Origin of the sequence: Klebsiella sp. BDA134-6, assembly GCF_015601345.1 — a bacterium.
GTDB lineage: Bacteria > Pseudomonadota > Gammaproteobacteria > Enterobacterales > Enterobacteriaceae > Klebsiella > Klebsiella grimontii.
Genome location: NZ_CP064784.1, coordinates 5,251,453 through 5,270,581 on the forward strand (window position 1 = coordinate 5,251,453; position 19,129 = coordinate 5,270,581).

Annotated in this window: 17 protein-coding genes and 1 tRNA gene; 5 read left to right on the top strand and 13 right to left on the bottom strand. The window is 52.8% G+C overall.

Features of this window, described 5'->3' with window-relative positions; genetic code table 11:
• Nucleotides 1-84 precede the first annotated feature (84 nt).
• The 3 genes from madL to IYV58_RS24310 are packed head-to-tail and all read left to right on the top strand — an operon-like array spanning nt 85 to nt 1,725.
• The gene (gene madL, locus IYV58_RS24300; RefSeq protein WP_004125636.1) at nt 85-480 is read left to right on the top strand and encodes a malonate transporter subunit MadL; all 396 of its coding nucleotides are present in this window, start codon (nt 85-87) and stop codon (nt 478-480) included.
• Entirely contained in the window at nt 480-1,250 is a 771-nt protein-coding gene (gene madM, locus IYV58_RS24305) for a malonate transporter subunit MadM (RefSeq protein ID WP_004139827.1), read from the top strand. The genes madL and madM overlap by 1 nt, the downstream gene beginning before the upstream one ends.
• Before the next feature lie 43 nt (nt 1,251-1,293).
• Nucleotides 1,294-1,725 carry a HutP family protein gene (locus tag IYV58_RS24310; protein WP_004125640.1) on the top strand — a complete coding sequence of 144 codons (432 nt, stop codon included), beginning with the start codon at nt 1,294-1,296 and terminating at the stop codon, nt 1,723-1,725.
• Here the strand turns inward: IYV58_RS24310 and IYV58_RS24315 are convergent.
• From IYV58_RS24315 to IYV58_RS24375, 13 genes are all read right to left on the bottom strand, one after another.
• Complete coding sequence (locus tag IYV58_RS24315; RefSeq protein ID WP_004125642.1) at nt 1,688-2,629, bottom strand: LysR family transcriptional regulator; 942 nt, start codon at nt 2,627-2,629, stop codon at nt 1,688-1,690. The genes IYV58_RS24310 and IYV58_RS24315 overlap by 38 nt on opposite strands.
• A gap of 98 nt (nt 2,630-2,727) precedes the next feature.
• Nucleotides 2,728-3,972, bottom strand: coding sequence for a tryptophan permease (gene mtr, locus IYV58_RS24320; RefSeq protein WP_004125645.1), 1,245 nt, complete (start codon nt 3,970-3,972; stop codon nt 2,728-2,730).
• Between the two features lie 143 nt (nt 3,973-4,115).
• Nucleotides 4,116-6,077 carry a DEAD/DEAH family ATP-dependent RNA helicase gene (locus IYV58_RS24325; protein ID WP_004125646.1) on the bottom strand — a complete coding sequence of 654 codons (1,962 nt, stop codon included), beginning with the start codon at nt 6,075-6,077 and terminating at the stop codon, nt 4,116-4,118.
• Nucleotides 6,070-6,150 (bottom strand): protein YrbN, encoded by an 81-nt coding sequence (gene yrbN / locus IYV58_RS24330; protein ID WP_085903200.1) that lies wholly within the window; start codon nt 6,148-6,150, stop codon nt 6,070-6,072. The genes IYV58_RS24325 and yrbN overlap by 8 nt, the downstream gene beginning before the upstream one ends.
• A gap of 100 nt (nt 6,151-6,250) precedes the next feature.
• Complete coding sequence (gene nlpI / locus IYV58_RS24335; protein WP_004125647.1) at nt 6,251-7,135, bottom strand: lipoprotein NlpI; 885 nt, start codon at nt 7,133-7,135, stop codon at nt 6,251-6,253.
• A gap of 107 nt (nt 7,136-7,242) precedes the next feature.
• Entirely contained in the window at nt 7,243-9,381 is a 2,139-nt protein-coding gene (gene pnp, locus IYV58_RS24340; RefSeq protein WP_004125649.1) for a polyribonucleotide nucleotidyltransferase, read from the bottom strand.
• A 241-nt stretch (nt 9,382-9,622) separates the two neighbouring features.
• Nucleotides 9,623-9,892 (bottom strand): 30S ribosomal protein S15, encoded by a 270-nt coding sequence (rpsO, locus tag IYV58_RS24345; RefSeq protein WP_002918244.1) that lies wholly within the window; start codon nt 9,890-9,892, stop codon nt 9,623-9,625.
• Nucleotides 9,893-10,039: 147 nt separating this feature from the next.
• Nucleotides 10,040-10,984 carry a tRNA pseudouridine(55) synthase TruB gene (gene truB, locus IYV58_RS24350; protein ID WP_004125653.1) on the bottom strand — a complete coding sequence of 315 codons (945 nt, stop codon included), beginning with the start codon at nt 10,982-10,984 and terminating at the stop codon, nt 10,040-10,042.
• Nucleotides 10,984-11,385, bottom strand: a complete 402-nt coding sequence (gene rbfA / locus IYV58_RS24355) for a 30S ribosome-binding factor RbfA (protein ID WP_004106092.1) — start codon at nt 11,383-11,385, stop codon at nt 10,984-10,986. The genes truB and rbfA overlap by 1 nt, the downstream gene beginning before the upstream one ends.
• A gap of 91 nt (nt 11,386-11,476) precedes the next feature.
• Entirely contained in the window at nt 11,477-14,167 is a 2,691-nt protein-coding gene (infB, locus tag IYV58_RS24360) for a translation initiation factor IF-2 (RefSeq protein ID WP_004125655.1), read from the bottom strand.
• 24 nt (nt 14,168-14,191) lie between these two features.
• Nucleotides 14,192-15,679 (bottom strand): transcription termination factor NusA, encoded by a 1,488-nt coding sequence (gene nusA / locus IYV58_RS24365; RefSeq protein ID WP_004125657.1) that lies wholly within the window; start codon nt 15,677-15,679, stop codon nt 14,192-14,194.
• A gap of 27 nt (nt 15,680-15,706) precedes the next feature.
• On the bottom strand, nt 15,707-16,159 hold the full coding sequence (rimP, locus tag IYV58_RS24370) for a ribosome maturation factor RimP (protein WP_004125659.1): 453 nt from the start codon (nt 16,157-16,159) through the stop codon (nt 15,707-15,709).
• A gap of 206 nt (nt 16,160-16,365) precedes the next feature.
• Nucleotides 16,366-16,442: transfer RNA gene (locus IYV58_RS24375), tRNA-Met, on the bottom strand.
• 308 nt (nt 16,443-16,750) lie between these two features.
• On the opposite strand from IYV58_RS24375, the gene argG reads away from it, so the two are divergent.
• Complete coding sequence (gene argG / locus IYV58_RS24380; protein WP_004125661.1) at nt 16,751-18,094, top strand: argininosuccinate synthase; 1,344 nt, start codon at nt 16,751-16,753, stop codon at nt 18,092-18,094.
• A gap of 165 nt (nt 18,095-18,259) precedes the next feature.
• Nucleotides 18,260-18,889 (top strand): winged helix-turn-helix transcriptional regulator, encoded by a 630-nt coding sequence (locus IYV58_RS24385; protein WP_004125663.1) that lies wholly within the window; start codon nt 18,260-18,262, stop codon nt 18,887-18,889.
• The last annotated feature ends 240 nt before the right edge of the window (nt 18,890-19,129 follow it).

Consider the following 19,129-nt stretch of genomic DNA (forward strand, 5'->3'; position numbering starts at 1 on the left):
ATTTTTTGTCATTTCTCCAACGCGGGCATTATCAACCCGCTTTGTGTAATTCGCTTTTAGTATGGATAGACAAAGAGAAACATCATGATTATTTACGGATTGATGTTAATGGGAATGTGCATGTTCGCCGGGCTAATCGTTGGCGATCTTCTTGGCATGGCGTTGGGTATTTCCGCCAATATCGGCGGCATCGGCTTCGCGATGCTGTTTTTAGTTATCGTGTCACAAAAATTAGTGGATAGAGGATTGCTCTCAAAGCCTGCAGAACAGGGAGTAGGTTTCTGGAATGCAATGTATATCCCGATTGTCGTCGCCATGTCGGCAAACCAGAACGTTATCGCCGCCCTTAAAGGCGGTCCGGTCGCATTGATTGCCGGCGTTGGCGCCGTTTTTATTGGTTTTCTGCTGATTAAACCTTTGAGCAAAATTGGCGGTCACGGCCATCAGGAAAGCTCCACCGTTAGCGAGGAGTGTAAGTAATGGAACAGCTGACAAAGATTTTAACCGGTAGCTTCACCAGCAACGGTTTGATTACCGCTTTTGTCGTGGTGGGTATCGTATGTTGGGCCGCAAGCTGGATCTCAACACATCTGCTTCGCGGCAAGATACACAGCTCAGCTATTGCCATCGTCGCCGGATTGCTGCTGGCCTGGCTTGGCGGGGAATTGACCGGCGGTAAAAAAGGTCTGGCCGATATCAGCCTGTTCAGCGGTATTGCGCTGATGGGCGGCGGTATGTTCCGCGATTTCGCCATCATTTCCACCGCCTTCGGCGTCAAACTTGAAGAGCTGAAAAAAGCCGGTATGGCCGGCGCGCTGGCGCTGGTTATCTCGACGGTGCTCTCTTTTTATCTCGGAGCAATTGTCGCCTGGGCTTTTGGCTATACCGACGCCATCAGCATGGCGACCATTGGCGCGGGGGCCGTAACCTTTATCGTCGGCCCGGTAACCGGCGCAGCGCTTGGCGCAAGCTCGGATGTTATCGCGCTGAGCATCGCCGCTGGCGTGATTAAGTCTATTGCCGTCATGATCTTAACGCCGCTGGTAGCGAAAGCCGCAGGCCTGAACTCGCCTGCCGCCGCTATAGTCTACGGCGGGCTAATGGGTTCCACCAGCGGGGTCGCCGCGGGTCTGGCGGCCACGGACCCGAAACTCGTTCCCTATGGCGCAATGACGGCAACCTTTTATACCGGCCTTGGCTGTCTGCTGGCCCCTTCGGCCCTCTATCTCTCTTTAACCCCCTTCTTTTAATGACGATCGCCTGCTGTTATGCAGCAGGCGCAAGGGATGTTCAATGTATTCATTTCAGCGCATGAAACCAGGGCAAATCGCGCTTCTGGCCTCACTTTGTACGCAAGAAGACGAAGATAATTTTCGCCAGAAGCTGTTAGCGGATAAGCCCGAACATAAGGTGGGTTTTGTTTTTATGACCGGGACGTCGGATGAATTAAAAAATAAGCTACAGCGCTGTATCATCGGCTGCGCGTTTAAGCATCAGATAATTACGCGCCAGGAGTCGGCCATTTTTACGTTATGCCAGGTCAGCCACCAGGCACTGACCCATGCTTTAGCAAACAGCATCAACGGCGACCGGATGAGAATCAAGATAGCCTTAGTCAGTAATCCAAAGTGGCTTGCCGTCGCTATCTACGGCGAAAGCGTGGTCTATCAGCGATTGAGTCATGAGCTTATGGGGTTTTCTCTGTCTCGCTTTTCTCCATCATAAGCTGTCTGGCGTACATACGGCACTCGGCTAGCAAAGACAGCAGACCCGGATGATTTTCCTGACTACGTGGGAAAACCAGCGAGATTTCCTGTTCCATTCTATAGGGCTCCTGCAGCGGCAGCAGACGAATGCCGTTACTAAACAGGCCGCTCATCCGCCCCGGGATTAAGGTATAGCCCATGCCGGCGTTCACCATACTCATCAGTGAAAAAACATCATGTACCCGGACGGTGATGTCGGGCGTAAATCCAGCAATCTGAAAGGCCTCCTGAAATCCTCTCCAGGTCGCGAAGCCTTCGCTCAAGGCAATAAACTTTTTATTTTGCAGATGCCGTAAATCTACGGGGGTCGATAAGCTATCCGCTTCGGTTACCGGAACCGCAAGGTAGATGGAATCAGAGAATATGGTCCATGTCTCAAATAACTGGATGTTGTAATCATCGGGAGTCGATATCAGAACCGCATCAATCTTCTCTTCATTAAGCGCTTCTAATAATTTTTTATTAGAATTCATGATAAATTCAATGGTCAGTTCCGGGCAGCGTTTTTTCAAACCCTGAACAATTTGCGGTGCAGTTTTTAACACTAACGAATAAAGTAGCCCTAACCGTAAAACCTGAGAATGGTACCCCGAAGCCTTGCGAGTAAGATAAATACAGCGTTCCAATGCATTAATGACTTCCCGCGCTTCCTTTTGCATAACCCATGCGCCAGGTAAAGGATAAAGATTGCGGCCATTATGGGTAAACAAAGGACAGCGTAAATTATCTTCCAGCGAATGAAGCGCGCGATGAACGCTAACGGATGAAATGTTCATTAGCTCTGCAGTTTTTGATATGTTCATCGACTCCATATAGCTAAGGAAAATCTCGAGCTTCCGCAGAGTAATATCGTTATTCAGCATATAAATATTCCCTTATTCAAGACAATATTTATAGTAAGAGAAATAAAGAAAATATTTTTTGAGCCAGATCGTTAAATCTGGCTCAGCGGAAAATTCAATTATTGATAGGTGGGTAATACATTAAAGCTCGACAGGAAATGCACAATCACGTTACCCAGACCAAACAGCAGGACCAAAGCAATCATCGGCTTTCCGCCCCAAACGCGAAACAATGGGCTACCAAAACGTTTACGCGATGCGCGAGCCAGCAGCGCTGGTACGATTGCCGCCCAGATGGTCGCTGCCAGACCCGCATAACCGATCGCGTAGAGGAACCCGTTCGGCCACAGCAGGCCGCCCACCATTGGCGGGAAAAAGGTGAGAATCGCAGTTTTAAAGCGTCCCAGCGCGGAGTCGTCGAACCCGAACAGATCCGCCAGATAATCAAACAGGCCGAGCGTCACGCCAAGGAATGAGCTGGCTACGGCAAAGTTTGAGAAGATCACTAACAGCAGATCCAGACTCCGGCTATTCAGTACCCCGCTGAGCGCCTGGACCAGGACATCAATATTGCCCCCCTTCTGCGCGATACCGATAAACTCCGGACGAGGGATATTGCCCATCGTCACCAGCAGCCACACTACGTACAGACCCAGCGCCAGTAGCGTGCCGTAAACCAGGCATTTAACGATAGTGCGCGGATCCTTACCGTAGTACTTCATCAGACTCGGCACGTTGCCGTGATAACCGAAGGACGCGAGGCAGAACGGCAGCGTCATCAGCAGATAGGGCATATACGAGGCATTTTGTTCAGCCACGTTAAACAGGGTGCTCGGCTGGACGTGTCCCAACAGGCTGCCAAAGGTCAGAAAGAAGGTAATGACCTTAGCTCCCAGCACAATGGCCGTCATGCGGCTCACCGCTTTGGTACTCAGCCAGACAATAAACGCCACCAGCAGGGCAAAACCAAAACCTGCCGCCCTTGCCGGTATGTTCAGCGACATTTCGCTAAACGTATGGTGCAGGATCGAGCCGCTGGCAGAAATATAGGCATAAGTCAGAATATAAAGTACAAAGGCGATCGACACGCCGTTAAGCAGATTCCAGCCTTTGCCGAGCAGATCTTTCGTAATAGTATCGAAGCTCGAGCCAATCCGGTAATTCAGGTTCGCTTCGAGGATCATTAACCCGGAGTGAAGCATACAAAACCAGGTAAAAACCAGCGCAGCCAGAGACCAGAAGAACCACGCGCCGGACATCACAACCGGCAGTGAGAACATACCCGCCCCAATAATCGTCCCACCAATAATCACTACGCCGCCAAACAAGGACGGTCGGGTTGCCGTAGTGGTAAGTGTCGCCATTTGCCGAAATCTCCAGTCGAAAATACTTTTGTTGTTATCAATGTGACGCACTGTACCAGTACACGAGTACAAAGAAAATAAAAAAAGCCCCAATCGTTGAGATCGGGGCTGTATCGTTTACTTTACGTTAGCGGAAACGCTAATTATGCATCGCCACCGAAACGACGACGACCTGCGGAGTCATCGCGACGCGGAGCTGAAGCATCATCGCGGCGCGGCGCGCGGCCGCCTTCACGACGTTCGCCGCTGAAACGACGACCTTCACTACGACCGCCTTCGCGACGCTCGCCGCCAAAACCACGGCCTTCACGACGTTCACCGCCGCCGAAGCTACGACCGCCTTCACGACGCTCTCCGCCGCCACGACGTTCGCCGCTGCGCTCAGGACGCGGCTGAGCATCACCCAGCAGCTGCATGTTCATCGGCTTGTTCAGGATGCGGGTACGAGTAAAGTGCTGCAGCACTTCGCCCGGCATACCTTTCGGCAGTTCGATGGTGGAGTGAGAACCAAACAGTTTGATGTTACCGATGTAACGGCTGCTGATGTCGCCTTCGTTGGCGATTGCGCCAACGATATGACGAACTTCAACACCGTCATCACGGCCCACTTCAATCCGGTACAGTTCCATATCGCCAACGTCACGACGTTCACGCTTAGGACGATCTTCGCCGCTGCGTTCAGGACGATCGCCGCGCGGGCCACGGTCGTTACGGTCGCCACGACGCTCAAAACGATCGTCACGGTCGCGGAACTCGCGCTTAGGACGCATAGGCGCATCCGGCGGCAGGATCAGCGGACGTTCGCCCTGAGCCATTTTCAGCAGCGCTGCGGCCAGCGTTTCCACGTCCAGCTCTTCACCTTCGGCAGACGGCTGGATTTTCGCCAGCAGCGCACGGTACTGATCCAGATCGCTGCTTTCCAGCTGCTGCTGAACTTTCGCGGCAAATTTTTCCAGGCGACGTTTGCCCAGCAGTTCTGCGTTCGGCAGTTCAACTTCCGGAATGGTCAGCTTCATCGTGCGTTCGATGTTGCGCAGCAGACGACGCTCGCGGTTCTCAACGAACAGCAGCGCGCGGCCAGCACGACCCGCACGACCGGTACGGCCGATACGGTGAACGTAAGACTCAGAATCCATCGGGATATCGTAGTTAACCACCAGGCTGATACGCTCAACGTCCAGGCCACGGGCCGCAACGTCGGTCGCAATCAGGATATCCAGACGACCGTCTTTCAGACGCTCCAGGGTCTGCTCACGCAGGGACTGGTTCATGTCGCCATTCAGCGCAGCGCTGCTATAGCCGCTACGCTCCAGCGCTTCGGCAACTTCCAGGGTCGCGTTTTTGGTACGAACGAAGATAATCGCCGCATCAAAATCTTCCGCTTCCAGGAAACGCACCAGCGCTTCGTTTTTACGCATACCGTAAGCAGTCCAGTAGCTCTGGCTGATGTCCGGGCGAGTCGTTACGCTCGACTGGATGCGCACTTCCTGCGGCTCTTTCATAAAGCGGCGGGTAATACGACGAATCGCTTCCGGCATGGTAGCGGAGAACAGAGCGGTCTGATGACCTTCCGGGATCTGCGCCATAATCGTTTCTACGTCTTCGATGAAGCCCATGCGCAGCATTTCGTCAGCTTCATCCAGAACCAGACCGCTCAGCTTAGAGAGATCCAGCGTACCGCGTTTCAGGTGGTCCAGCAGACGACCCGGGGTACCGACAACAATTTGCGGTCCCTGACGCAGCGCGCGCAGCTGCACGTCATAACGCTGGCCGCCGTAGAGGGCAACCACGTTTACGCCGCGCATATGTTTAGAAAATTCCGTCATTGCTTCAGCAACCTGTACCGCCAGTTCGCGGGTCGGCGCCAGCACCAGAATCTGCGGTGCTCTCAGCTCAGGATCAATGTTGTTCAGCAGCGGTAAAGAGAACGCTGCGGTTTTACCGCTACCCGTCTGGGCCATACCCAGAACGTCGCGGCCGCCCAGCAGATGCGGAATGCACTCAGCCTGGATCGGAGATGGTTTTTCGTAACCCAGATCGTTAAGCGCTTCAAGGATGGGAGCCTTCAGGCCCAGATCTGCAAAAGTGGTTTCGAATTCAGCCATGTAGTACGTGTGCCTCAAAATTAATGGCGGCCAGTCTACATAACTCATCGTGAAAATTTACGGTAATTTTCATTGAAAAGTGTGAACCGGCTCAAAGTAGGTGTATTAACGAACAACAACGCCCTCACCCGCAAAGGTGATGGCAATCAAAAAAGGGCTGATGTGTTCGTCAGCTATTGCTGGTCCGATTCTGCCAGGTCATCTTGCTCCTGGCCCAAGAGCGATAATTCCAACAATGCGTATCGGTGCTCAACGTAGTTATGAACGTTGTTTGCGACCGCCAGTTTGAACAGTGCCGTAGCGCTGTCCTTGTCCCCCAGACTTAGGTAGTACTTACCTAAATAGAAGTTGGTTTCACTGAGATGCTCAGCGAGCGAGGTGTTATCCGTTGCGTCTGCCTTCAGGCGGGTCATTAGCTCTTTTTCGCTAATGTCGCCAAGGTAGAACCCGACAATGTTCCATCCCCATTGTTCTTTATCCGACTTGTCTAAGCGCTGTCTCAGTGCTTCAAGCGCCTGCTTCTCATTGAGCTGACGCTCAGCGAGATAAAGCCACAGGCTTCGGAAAGGATCATTGGGATCGTCTTGATAAAACGCCAGCAGATCATCTTGCGCTAACTTAGCACGACCGCCGTAATACAGGGCGATGCCGCGATTTAAGTGCGCGTAGTTGTAAGTTGGATCAAGCTCAAGTACAGAATCAAACGCTTCATAGGCAGCATCAAAATTGCCTGCCTGCGTTAAATAAATGCCTAAGTAGTTGAATACTTCAGGCATATCCGGTCGGATTGCCAGCGCTTGTGAAAAATCATTTCGCGCTAATGCCCTCAGACCGAGACTATCATACAACACTCCGCGCTCATATAAAAGCTGTGCGCGTTCGTCATCGGTTAAAGCCCGACTGGCAAGAATTTGTTCCATGCGCGCCAGAATCACTTCTTGCTGCAAAGTCGGTTGCAATGGCACCGCGAGGACTGCGTCCTTACGCCAGGCAGAGTTGCTGCATCCTGCCAGCGTGAGAGCTGTCGCCACGAAACACCAGCGCAAAAAAGGCTTCATTTCCCACTCCCGAAGACAACGATTGGATGAACGTCCAGTTCCCCGGCTGCAAACAGGGCGTCCTGCCCGTAATGCGCCCTCCGCTATGCGGAGGGCAAACGGCAACCTTACTCGCCCTGCTGTTCGGCAGCCGGAGCTTCCGGCGCAGCCGCAGGCTGAGTTTGTTCAGTTGCTTCTTTGATGCTCAGACGGACACGGCCCTGACGGTCAACTTCCAGTACCTTAACCGGCACTTCCTGACCCATCTGCAGATAGTCGGTCACTTTCTCAACGCGCTTGTCGGCGATTTGAGAGATGTGGACCAGACCTTCTTTACCGCCGCCAATGGCAACAAACGCGCCAAAGTCAACGATGCGGGTCACTTTACCGTTATAGATACGGCCAACTTCGATCTCAGCGGTGATCTCTTCGATACGACGAATCGCGTGCTGCGCTTTGTCGCCGTCGGTTGCCGCGATCTTCACGGTACCGTCGTCTTCGATTTCGATAGTGGTGCCGGTTTCTTCGGTCAGCGCACGAATAACGGAACCGCCCTTACCGATGACGTCTTTAATTTTGTCCGGGCTGATTTTGATCGTGTGGATACGCGGTGCGAATTCAGAGATATCGCCGCGCGGCGCGTTAATCGCCTGTTCCATCACGCCCAGGATGTGCAGACGCGCACCTTTAGCCTGGTTCAGAGCAACCTGCATGATCTCTTTGGTGATACCTTCAATTTTGATATCCATCTGCAGAGCAGAGATACCTTCGCGGGAACCCGCTACTTTGAAGTCCATATCGCCCAGGTGATCTTCATCGCCCAGAATGTCAGACAGTACGACGAAGTTGTCGCCTTCCTTCACCAGACCCATTGCGATACCCGCAACGGCGGCTTTCACCGGCACGCCTGCGTCCATCAGCGCCAGAGAAGCGCCACAGACGGAAGCCATGGAGGAGGAACCGTTAGATTCGGTGATTTCAGAAACCACGCGAACGGTGTACGGGAACTCTTCGATAGTCGGCATAACGGCCAGGACGCCGCGTTTAGCCAGACGACCGTGACCGATTTCACGACGCTTCGGAGAACCAACCATTCCCGTTTCGCCTACGGAGTACGGAGGGAAGTTATAATGGAACAGGAAGGAATCCGTGCGCTCGCCCATCAGCTCATCGATGTTCTGCGCATCACGTGCGGTACCCAGCGTCGCGGTAACCAGCGCCTGAGTTTCGCCACGGGTAAACAGTGCGGAACCGTGGGTACGCGGCAGAACGCCGGTACGAACGTCCAGACCACGAATCATATCTTTTTCACGACCATCGATACGCGGCTCACCGGCCAGTACGCGGCTACGAACCACGTTTTTCTCGATTGCGTGCAGGATTTCACCCAGTTCGTTAGCGTCCAGGGATTCATCTTCCGCAACCAGGGTCGCGATAGTTTCAGATTTGATCACGTCAACCTGAGCATAACGCTCTTGTTTGTCGGTGATACGGTAAGCATCGCTCAGGCGAGATTCAGCCAGCGCGGCAACGCGCGCGTTCAGCGCCGCATCAACCACTTCCGGCTGCCAGTCCCAACGCGGTTTACCGGCTTCTTTCACCAGGTCGTTGATGTTCTGAATAACAACCTGCTGCTGGTCGTGACCAAACACAACCGCGCCCAGCATCTGGTCTTCGCTCAGCAGTTCAGCTTCGGATTCAACCATCAGTACTGCGGCTTCGGTGCCTGCAACAACCAGATCCAGTTTGCTGGACTTCAGCTCTTCCTGGGTCGGGTTCAGCACGTACTGGTCATTAATATAACCAACGCGAGCGGCGCCAATTGGGCCGTTGAACGGAATACCAGACAGGGACAGGGCTGCGGAAGCACCAATCATCGCGACGATATCCGGGTTAACCTGCGGGTTAACGGAAACCACGGTCGCAATAACCTGAACTTCGTTGACAAAACCTTCCGGGAACAGCGGGCGAACCGGACGGTCAATCAGACGCGCGATCAGGGTTTCGCCTTCGCTCGGACGGCCTTCACGACGGAAGAAACCACCCGGGATTTTACCTGCAGCGTAGGTACGCTCTTGATAGTTAACGGTCAGCGGGAAGAAATCCTGGCCTGGTTTCGCTTTTTTCTGGCCCACAACGGTAACGAATACCGCGGTGTCATCCATGCTAACCATAACGGCGGCAGTTGCCTGGCGCGCCATCATGCCGGTCTCCAGGGTTACGGTATGTTGGCCGTACTGGAATTTACGAACGATCGGATTAAGCAAAATTCTATCCTTATATCTATAGATGATGTCAAATCCACGATAAGACATCGTATGACCCGATCTTCTGCATCCTCGCGACTAATGACAACCTTTACCCGCCCCTGCGAGTCAAGCCTCTCATTAGCCGCGCGAACCTCTGCATGAAGATCATTAATAGCAACAATACATGAGTTTTTAATGAATTGCTGCCGCCCGGTCGAAAAAAGGGGCCGTGAGGCCCCTTCTTCTGAAACTCGCAGAATTAGCGACGCAGACCCAGACGCTCGATCAGCGCAGAGTAACGTGCAACATCTTTACGTTTCAGGTAGTCGAGCAGTTTACGACGCTGAGAAACCATGCGCAGCAGACCACGACGGCTGTGGTGATCTTTTTTGTGCTCTGCAAAGTGACCCTGCAGGTGGTTGATCTGTGCAGTCAGCAGTGCAACCTGAACTTCAGTAGAACCGCTGTCGTTTTCGCCACGACCGAACTCAGAAACGATTTTTGCTTTAGCTTCAACGCTTAGAGACATTTTCGAACTCCAAAATTAAAAGAAAGAAAGGGTGCCGATCTCTAATTCAGCAACCCCTGATATAACGCCCGCAAATGTTAAATCACTTTGGCGAGCGTTAAGCGGCGATATTCTACTCGCAGCAGCCTTTTATCGCAAGGAAAGCGCTCAGGCAGGGTATTCAACCACCAGACGACGAGGCGCAACGCGGCCTTCATCATCAATTTCCCCCATACCAAGAAACTTCTCTTCCGCACCTTCCGTGACGCGAACCAGTCCCTGCAGCGGCGCGCCCGATGTACGAATCGGGTTACCGTTTTTAAAGTAGACGGCTGAGGTTTCCGGAATATTAATCAACGGGTAATCCGAAGCCGGACTGTCCATCGGCATCAGCAGCGGGTCCAGCAGCTGGGCGGCGGGAATATCCTGCGCATTGGCCTGTTCGACCAGCGCCTGCAGCTGCTCCAGCGTCACCATTCGTTCGACAGGATATTTACTGACCGCCAGGCGACGGAGGAAAGTGACGTGCGCGCCGCATCCTAGTTTCTCGCCTAAATCATCAATAATCGTGCGAATGTAGGTGCCTTTCGAGCAGTGGATTTCCAGCTCAAGCTCGCTACCCTCATGACGAATAAATAGCAGTTCGTATACCGTAATCGGCCGGGATTCACGCGGTACTTCAATCCCCTGTCGGGCATATTCGTACAGCTTTTTCCCCTGGTATTTCAGCGCCGAATACATCGAGGGTATCTGCTGAGTTTCGCCGCGGAAGCCGTCAAGCGCGGCTGCCAGCTGCTCTGGGCTAAAAGTCAGCGGACGCTCTTCCACCACCTGACCATCGGCATCAGAGGTATCGGTGCGCTGTCCGAGCTTTGCAATCACGCGGTAGCGCTTGTCAGAATCGAGCAGATACTGGGAAAACTTTGTCGCTTCCCCGAGGCAAATCGGCAGCATACCGGTCGCCAGCGGATCCAGCGCCCCCGTGTGCCCTGCCCGGTTGGCATTATAAAGCCGTTTGACTTTCTGCAACACGTCATTGCTGGATGCGCCTTGCGGTTTATCCAGCAACAGAACGCCGTGCACATCGCGGCCGCGACGACGAGGACGACTCATTAGTCCTCCTTGCTGTCGTCCGGGTTCACACGACGCTCATCGTCATGTTTCACCACGCTGGTCACCAGATTCGACATGCGCATCCCTTCGACTAACGAATTATCGTAGAAAAACGTCAGTTCCGGCACGATACGCAGGCGCATCGCTTTGCCCAGCAGCGAGCGAATAAAACCAGACGCTTCCTGCAAAGCCTTGATGCCCGCTTTCACGGCGGCTTCGTCTTTATCGTTCAGGAAGGTCACAAACACTTTGGCATAGGCCAGGTCGCGGGACATTTCAACGCCTGAAACGGTCGTCATCATGCCCAGACGCGGGTCTTTAATTTCGCGCTGCAGGATGATTGCGATCTCTTTTTGCATCTCCTGGGCCACGCGCTGCGGGCGACCAAATTCTTTCGCCATAATAAATTCTCCAGACAAATAAGGGGGCCACGCGGCCCCCTTTAATTTTGTATAACCGGGTGGCGCTGCGCTTCCCCGGCCTACTAAACGATTAATCGATGGTACGTTGAATCTCGATGATTTCGAACACTTCGATCATATCGCCGACGCGAACGTCGTTGTAGTTCTTAACGCCGATACCACATTCCATGCCGTTACGGACTTCGTTTACGTCATCTTTGAAGCGGCGCAGGGATTCCAGCTCGCCTTCATAGATAACCACGTTGTCGCGCAGAACGCGGATTGGGTTGTGACGCTTAATCGTACCTTCGGTGACCATACAGCCCGCGATGGCGCCGAATTTCGGCGATTTGAACACATCACGCACTTCAGCCAGACCGATGATCTGCTGTTTCAGTTCCGGAGACAGCATGCCGCTCATCGCAGCTTTCACTTCGTCGATCAGATGGTAAATGACGGAGTAGTAGCGCAGATCCAGGCTTTCCGCGTCGATAACTTTACGCGCAGATGCATCAGCACGAACGTTAAAGCCAACCAGAATCGCGTTGGATGCGGCCGCCAGGGTTGCGTCGGTTTCGGTAATACCACCTACGCCGGAACCGATGATCTTCACTTTCACTTCGTCGGTAGACAGTTTCAGCAAGGAGTCGGAGATCGCTTCCACAGAACCCTGAACGTCCGCCTTGAGGACGATGTTCACTTCGTGAACTTCGCCTTCGGTCATGTTGGCGAACATGTTCTCCAGCTTAGATTTCTGCTGACGAGCCAGTTTAACTTCACGGAATTTGCCCTGACGATACAGCGCAACTTCACGCGCTTTCTTCTCGTCACGCACGACGGTCACTTCGTCGCCAGCAGCCGGTACGCCAGACAGGCCGAGGATTTCCACCGGAATGGATGGACCCGCTTCCAGCACTTCCAGACCCAGTTCGTTACGCATCGCACGAACGCGACCGTATTCGAAACCGCACAGGACGATGTCGCCTTTATGCAGCGTACCTTCGCGTACCAGAACGGTTGCAACCGGACCACGACCTTTATCGAGGAAGGATTCGATCACCGCGCCGCTCGCCATACCGTTGCGAACCGCTTTCAGCTCCAGAACTTCAGCCTGCAGCAGGATAGCATTCAGCAGATCGTCAATACCGGTACCGGCTTTAGCGGATACAGGGATGAACTGCGCTTCGCCGCCCCACTCTTCCGGCATAACGCCGTACTGAGAGAGCTCGTTTTTAACGCGATCAAGGTCCGCTTCCGGCTTATCAATTTTGTTCACCGCAACGACCAGAGGTACCTGCGCCGCTTTCGCGTGCTGGATAGCTTCGATAGTCTGCGGCATCACGCCGTCGTCTGCCGCCACGACCAGAACCACGATATCCGTCGCCTGCGCACCACGAGCACGCATAGAAGTAAACGCGGCGTGACCCGGGGTATCCAGGAAGGTGATCATACCGTTGTCGGTTTCAACGTGGTACGCACCGATGTGCTGGGTAATGCCGCCCGCTTCGCCAGAGGCCACTTTCGTTGAACGAATGTAGTCCAGCAGAGAGGTTTTACCGTGGTCAACGTGACCCATGATGGTCACAACCGGTGCGCGCGGTTCAGCCGCAGCGCCGGTGTCACGGTCACTCATTACCGCTTCTTCCAGCTCGTTTTCACGACGCAGGATAACTTTGTGGCCCATCTCTTCGGCAACCAACTGCGCGGTTTCCTGGTCGATGACCTGGTTAATCGTCGCCATGGCGCCCAGCTTCATCATCGCTTTGATGACCTGAGAACCTTTGACGGCCATCTTGTTGGCCAGATCGCCAACGGTGATGGTTTCGCCGATGATAACATCACGGTTAACCGCCTGAGCCGGCTTCTGGAAGCCTTGCTGCAGAGCAGAACCTTTACGATGCTTACCGCCTTTACCGCCGCGAACGGCCGCACGGGCTTCTTCACGATCGGCTTTCGATTCAGCGTGTTTGTTGCCTTTCTTAGCCGGGCGCGCTGCTTTCGCATTACGTCCACGGCCACGACCGCCTTCAACTTCACGATCGTTGTCGTCTTCAGCCTGACGCGCATGCTGAGAAGTCGTTACGTGATAGTCAGTGGTCTCTTCAGGAGTTTCTGGCGCTTCAGTCCAGTTCTTTTCATTTTCTTGAGCCATACGGCGTGCTTCTTCCGCTACACGGCGCGCTTCTTCTTCAAGTTTGCGGCGTGCTTCTTCTTCCGATTTGCGCTTGAGCTCCGCAGCTTCGTTTTCGCGGCGTTGCTTTTCAGCCTGGGCGGTTTTGGTCATATCGTCGGTTTGTTGATTGCTCACTTTGTCTTTTTCCGCGGCTTCACGTTTCGCTTTATCGGCGAGTTCACGTTTCGCTTGTTCTGCGGCCTCACGTTCAGCTTTTAATTGCGCCTCGCGTTTGGCTGATTCTTCAGCTTCACGACGGGCTTGCTCTTCCGCTTCACGCTGCGCCTGCTCTTCCGCGGCAAGGCGTTCGGCCTCTTGCGGATCGCGTTTCACAAAGGTGCGTTTCTTGCGGACTTCGATTTGTACCGATTTGCTCTTTCCACCGGTACCCGGAATATTTAACGTGCTGCGCGTTTTGCGCTGCAGCGTCAGCTTGTCGGGCGCCGAGCCGTGTTCACGGTTCAGGTGCGTCAACAAGGTTTGCTTCTCTTGCGCGGTCACAGAATCATCAGCCGATTTGCGGATCCCTGCATCAGCAAACTGCTGTATCAGGCGATCCACAGAGGTCTGAATCTCTGAGGCCAGCGCTTTAATGGTCACATCTGTCATGCTGTTCCTTCCTGCTACAGTTTATTACGCTTCGTCGCCGAACCAACAAATATTACGAGCGGCCATGATAAGTTCTCCGGCTTTCTCGTCGGTCAAGCCTTCGATATCAGCCAGATCATCAATGCCCTGCTCGGCGAGATCTTCCAGCGTACAAACACCACGGGCGGCCAGGGTGAATGCCAGAGCGCGATCCATACCTTCGAGATTCAACAGATCGTCGGCAGGTTTGCTATCTCCCAGGCTCTCTTCTTTGGCCAGCGCCAGCGTGGTCAGCGCGTTTTTCGCCCGCTCACGAAGTGCTTCAACGGTCGCTTCATCCAGACCGTCGATTTCCAGCAGTTCCTTCATTGGCACATAGGCCAGTTCTTCCAGAGTGGCGAAACCTTCTTCAACCAGCAGCGTGGCGAAATCTTCATCAATATCAAGATATTTAGTGAAGGTATCAATCGCTGCATGGGCTTCGGCCTGATGCTTAGCCTGGAGGTCGTCAACGGTCATGACGTTGAGCTCCCAGCCGCTGAGCTGAGATGCCAGACGTACGTTCTGACCGTTACGGCCAATGGCCTGCGCCAGGTTGCCCGCTTCTACTGCGATATCCATGGTGTGCTTGTCTTCATCTACCACGATAGATGCGACGTCAGCCGGAGCCATGGCATTAATCACGAACTGAGCCGGGTTATCGTCCCAAAGCACGATATCAATACGCTCGCCGCCCAGTTCAGTCGAGACAGCCTGAACGCGCGCGCCGCGCATACCGACGCAGGCGCCAACCGGATCGATACGCTTGTCGTTAGTTTTAACAGCGATTTTGGCACGAGAGCCAGGATCGCGTGCAGCCGCTTTAATTTCGAGAACTTCTTCACCAATTTCCGGTACTTCAATGCGGAACAGTTCAACCAGCATTTCCGGCTTGGAGCGAGTCACGAACAGCTGCGCGCCGCGCGCTTCCGGACGAACTGCGTACAGTACGCCGCGGATACGGTCACCCGGACGGAAGTTCTCACGAGGCAACATGTCTTCGCGCAGGATCACGGCTTCAGCATTGTTGCCCAGATCCAGCGTAATGTTGTCGCGGTTCACTTTCTTCACTACGCCCGTGATGATTTCACCTTCGTGCTCACGGAACTGATCGACCACCATCGCGCGTTCGGCTTCACGTACTTTTTGTACGATAACCTGCTTGGCGGTCTGCGTAGTGATACGGTCAAAGGTAACAGATTCAATCTGGTCTTCGACGTAATCGCCGGGATTCATGCTTTCATCTTCGTAGCGCGCAGCTTCCAGCGTGATTTCGCGCGTCGGCTGGGTCACTTCTTCCACAACCAGCCAGCGACGGAATGTGTCGAAATCACCGCTTTTACGATCGATTTCTACGCGAACGTCGATCTCTTGCTCATATTTTTTCTTGGTAGCCGTTGCTAGCGCACTTTCCAACGCTTCGAAAATTTTCTCACGCGGCAGCGCCTTTTCGTTGGAAACGGCTTCAACAACAGCCAAAATTTCTTTGTTCATCGGGGCCTTTCACCTCAATCCAGACTGTTAAAAGTGGGGAACCAGGTTCGCCTTCTGGATGTTACTCAGCGCGAACACTTCATCTTTGCCTTCGACGGTTACCGTGATCATCTCACCGTCTACCGCTTTGATAAGGCCCTGCCATTTGCGTCGGTTCTGCACCGCCATACGCAAAACCAGCGAAACTTCTTCGCCAATGAAACGCTCATAGTGCTCGGCGGTAAACATAGGACGATCGAGACCAGGGGAAGAAACTTCCAGGTTATAAGCGACTGTAATTGGGTCTTCTACGTCCATAACAGCACTGACCTGGTGGCTCACATCAGCACAATCATCAACATTGATGCCATCTTCACTATCAATATAGATGCGCAGTGTGGACGTGCGACCGCGAATAAATTCGATGCCGACCAGCTCAAAGCCAAGCGCTTCAACTGGCGCAGTGAGCATCTCTGTTAATTTTTGCTCTAATGTGGACAAACCCACCCCCAAGACATAAAAAAAGGGCGTATAGCCCAGTTATTCTGAAGTCAGATAACAAAAAACCCCGATAAATCGGGGCTTTAGATAACTGAACCCTGAGATCGCAACTGCGATCTGGAACACTTTCCAGAAGAATTCTTTCAAATTCGTCTACGAAGGACCCGGTCCTCACAGTATATTTGAAAAAGTACTTAATGGGAAAGTGGTTGCGGGGGCCGGATTTGAACCGACGACCTTCGGGTTATGAGCCCGACGAGCTACCAGGCTGCTCCACCCCGCGCCTGAAACGTGGCATATTTTACTCGTTTTGAGCAAAAGACGCAAATACTGCTGGGATTTGGTACCGAGAGACGGGACATAAAATCGTAGTGAATTGTATTGATACTTCATATATTTTGTCAACATGAATTTCACATTGCCAGGTTTCGGTTCATGCTGGTATTTCTGGGTTTTTTGGCAAAAAGCGGCTCAGCCTCTTCCTGTCGCCAGCAAAAAATGATTAAATGAAAACTCACAATTAATGCATAAACATGCAATAAAGATTGTTGAGTCAAACTCACCACAGTCTATCTAGCAGGGTTTTATTTTATGACGACGATTCTCAAGCATCTCCCGGTTGGCCAACGTATTGGTATTGCTTTTTCTGGTGGGCTGGATACCAGCGCCGCGCTGCTGTGGATGCGTAAAAAGGGAGCAGTCCCTTATGCATATACCGCCAATCTGGGACAGCCAGACGAAGACGATTACGAGGCCATTCCTCGTCGTGCCAAAGAGTATGGTGCTGAAGGGGCTCGTCTGATCGACTGCCGTAAGCAACTGGTTGCGGAAGGCATCGCCGCGATCCAGTGCGGCGCATTTCATAACACCACCGGCGGATTGACCTACTTTAATACCACTCCGCTGGGCCGCGCAGTGACCGGTACCATGCTGGTCGCGGCCATGAAGGAAGACGGTGTTAACATTTGGGGCGACGGGAGTACCTATAAAGGCAACGATATCGAACGTTTCTATCGTTACGGCCTGCTGACCAACGCTGAGCTGAAAATTTACAAACCTTGGCTGGATAGCGACTTTATCGATGAGTTAGGCGGCCGCCAGGAGATGTCAGAGTTTATGATCTCCTGCGGGTTTGACTATAAAATGTCCGTTGAAAAAGCCTACTCAACCGACTCCAATATGCTGGGCGCCACGCACGAAGCTAAAGATCTTGAGTTCCTGAACTCCAGCGTCAAGATTGTGAACCCGATTATGGGCGTCAAGTTCTGGGACGAAAGCGTCAAAATCCCGGCGGAAGAAGTCACCGTTCGCTTTGAACAAGGCCACCCGGTTGCGTTAAACGGACAAATCTTTAGCGATGACGTTGAGATGATGCTGGAAGCTAACCGCATCGGCGGCCGCCATGGTCTGGGTATGAGCGATCAGATCGAAAACCGTATCATCGAAGCGAAGAGCCGCGGCATTTATGAAGCCCCGGGCATGGCGCTGCTGCATATTGCCTATGAGCGTCTGCTGACCGGTATTCATAACGAAGATACCATTGAGCAGTACCATGCGCACGGTCGTCAACTGGGTCGTCTGCTGTATCAAGGGCGCTGGTTCGATTCCCAGGCGCTGATGCTTCGCGACGGCCTGCAGCGCTGGGTAGCAAGTCAAATCACTGGCGAAGTCACGTTAGAACTGCGTCGCGGCAACGATTACTCCATTCTGAATACTGTCTCTGATAATCTGACCTATAAAGCAGAGCGTCTGACGATGGAAAAAGGTGACTCGATGTTCTCCGCTGAGGACCGTATCGGCCAGCTGACGATGCGCAATCTGGATATCACCGATACTCGCGATAAGCTGTTTGGCTACGCGCAGTCCGGACTGCTGACCGCCTCTTCCGCCACCGGTTTACCGCAGGTGGAAAATCTGGAGAATCGCGATAAATAATCCGCAACAACGTTCCAGCCGGCCTTAACCCGCCGGCTTTTTTACTCTCGCAATAAATCCTAAATAACATAACCAATTAATTGCTATAACTGATGATATAGAAACTTTCAATAATCACAGCCTATAATTGGTGAACGCCTTTATAGTTATTCCGAGAGGATCATGATGAATATTAAGCCTCCCGTCAGGCCACAAGCCCATATCGATCGTCTAATGGCCATGCTGGAACCGCATGCCACACCGCTGAATGTTGTCGCTCGCAAAAGGCTAAGCTGGGAATATAAAGGAAAAATCCAGCTCTATCTTTTCAAGAAAGGCGGGCTATCCATTTTTCGTTCATCGGATAGGTTACTGATGGTCACGGTGTATGAACCGCACTTGTTTGGCGTGGCTGAGATGCTACAACCGAGCCGTAGCCATGGTCTACGCGCGGAAATTGACTCAGAGATATTGCGGATTGACAGCGACATCGCGATGCAGCTATTCAGTCAGCACAGCATGTGGGAAGAAGTCACCAGACTGCTGGCCTATCATACTTCTTATTTAGTGTATCGTGACGATCTAGTCTTACAGCAGCGTACTTATTCCGTGATTCGCAATCACTTAATGGAAATGATCCTGTTATCAGAGGAAACCCGGCTGCGGGTATCTATTCTGGAATACATTCAGGACCGAACACACCTCTCCCGTAGCAGCATTCTCAATGTGCTATCAGCCTTGAAAAAAGGGGCCTATATCGAGTATGCCCGCGGCGGTTATTTACAAAGTATCGCCTCCCTGCCTGAGAAATTTTAACGCCTTCCCCCGTTCCTTTGTCGTCTCCCGCTATCGTTTAAATTTAAACGTATAAACGATAACGGCGAACGATAAATACTTTTATGCTGGGAGTCCGTGTCAATCGACAGCTGGATAAATTAATTATTCGATAGCGTCATTCATCGGTTGGCCTGAATGCGGATACCTGCACCGTATGTATAGCATCGGCGCTGGGTAACAGCGAAAAAAGCTTAATCCAGAATCCCGTTAATTTTGCCC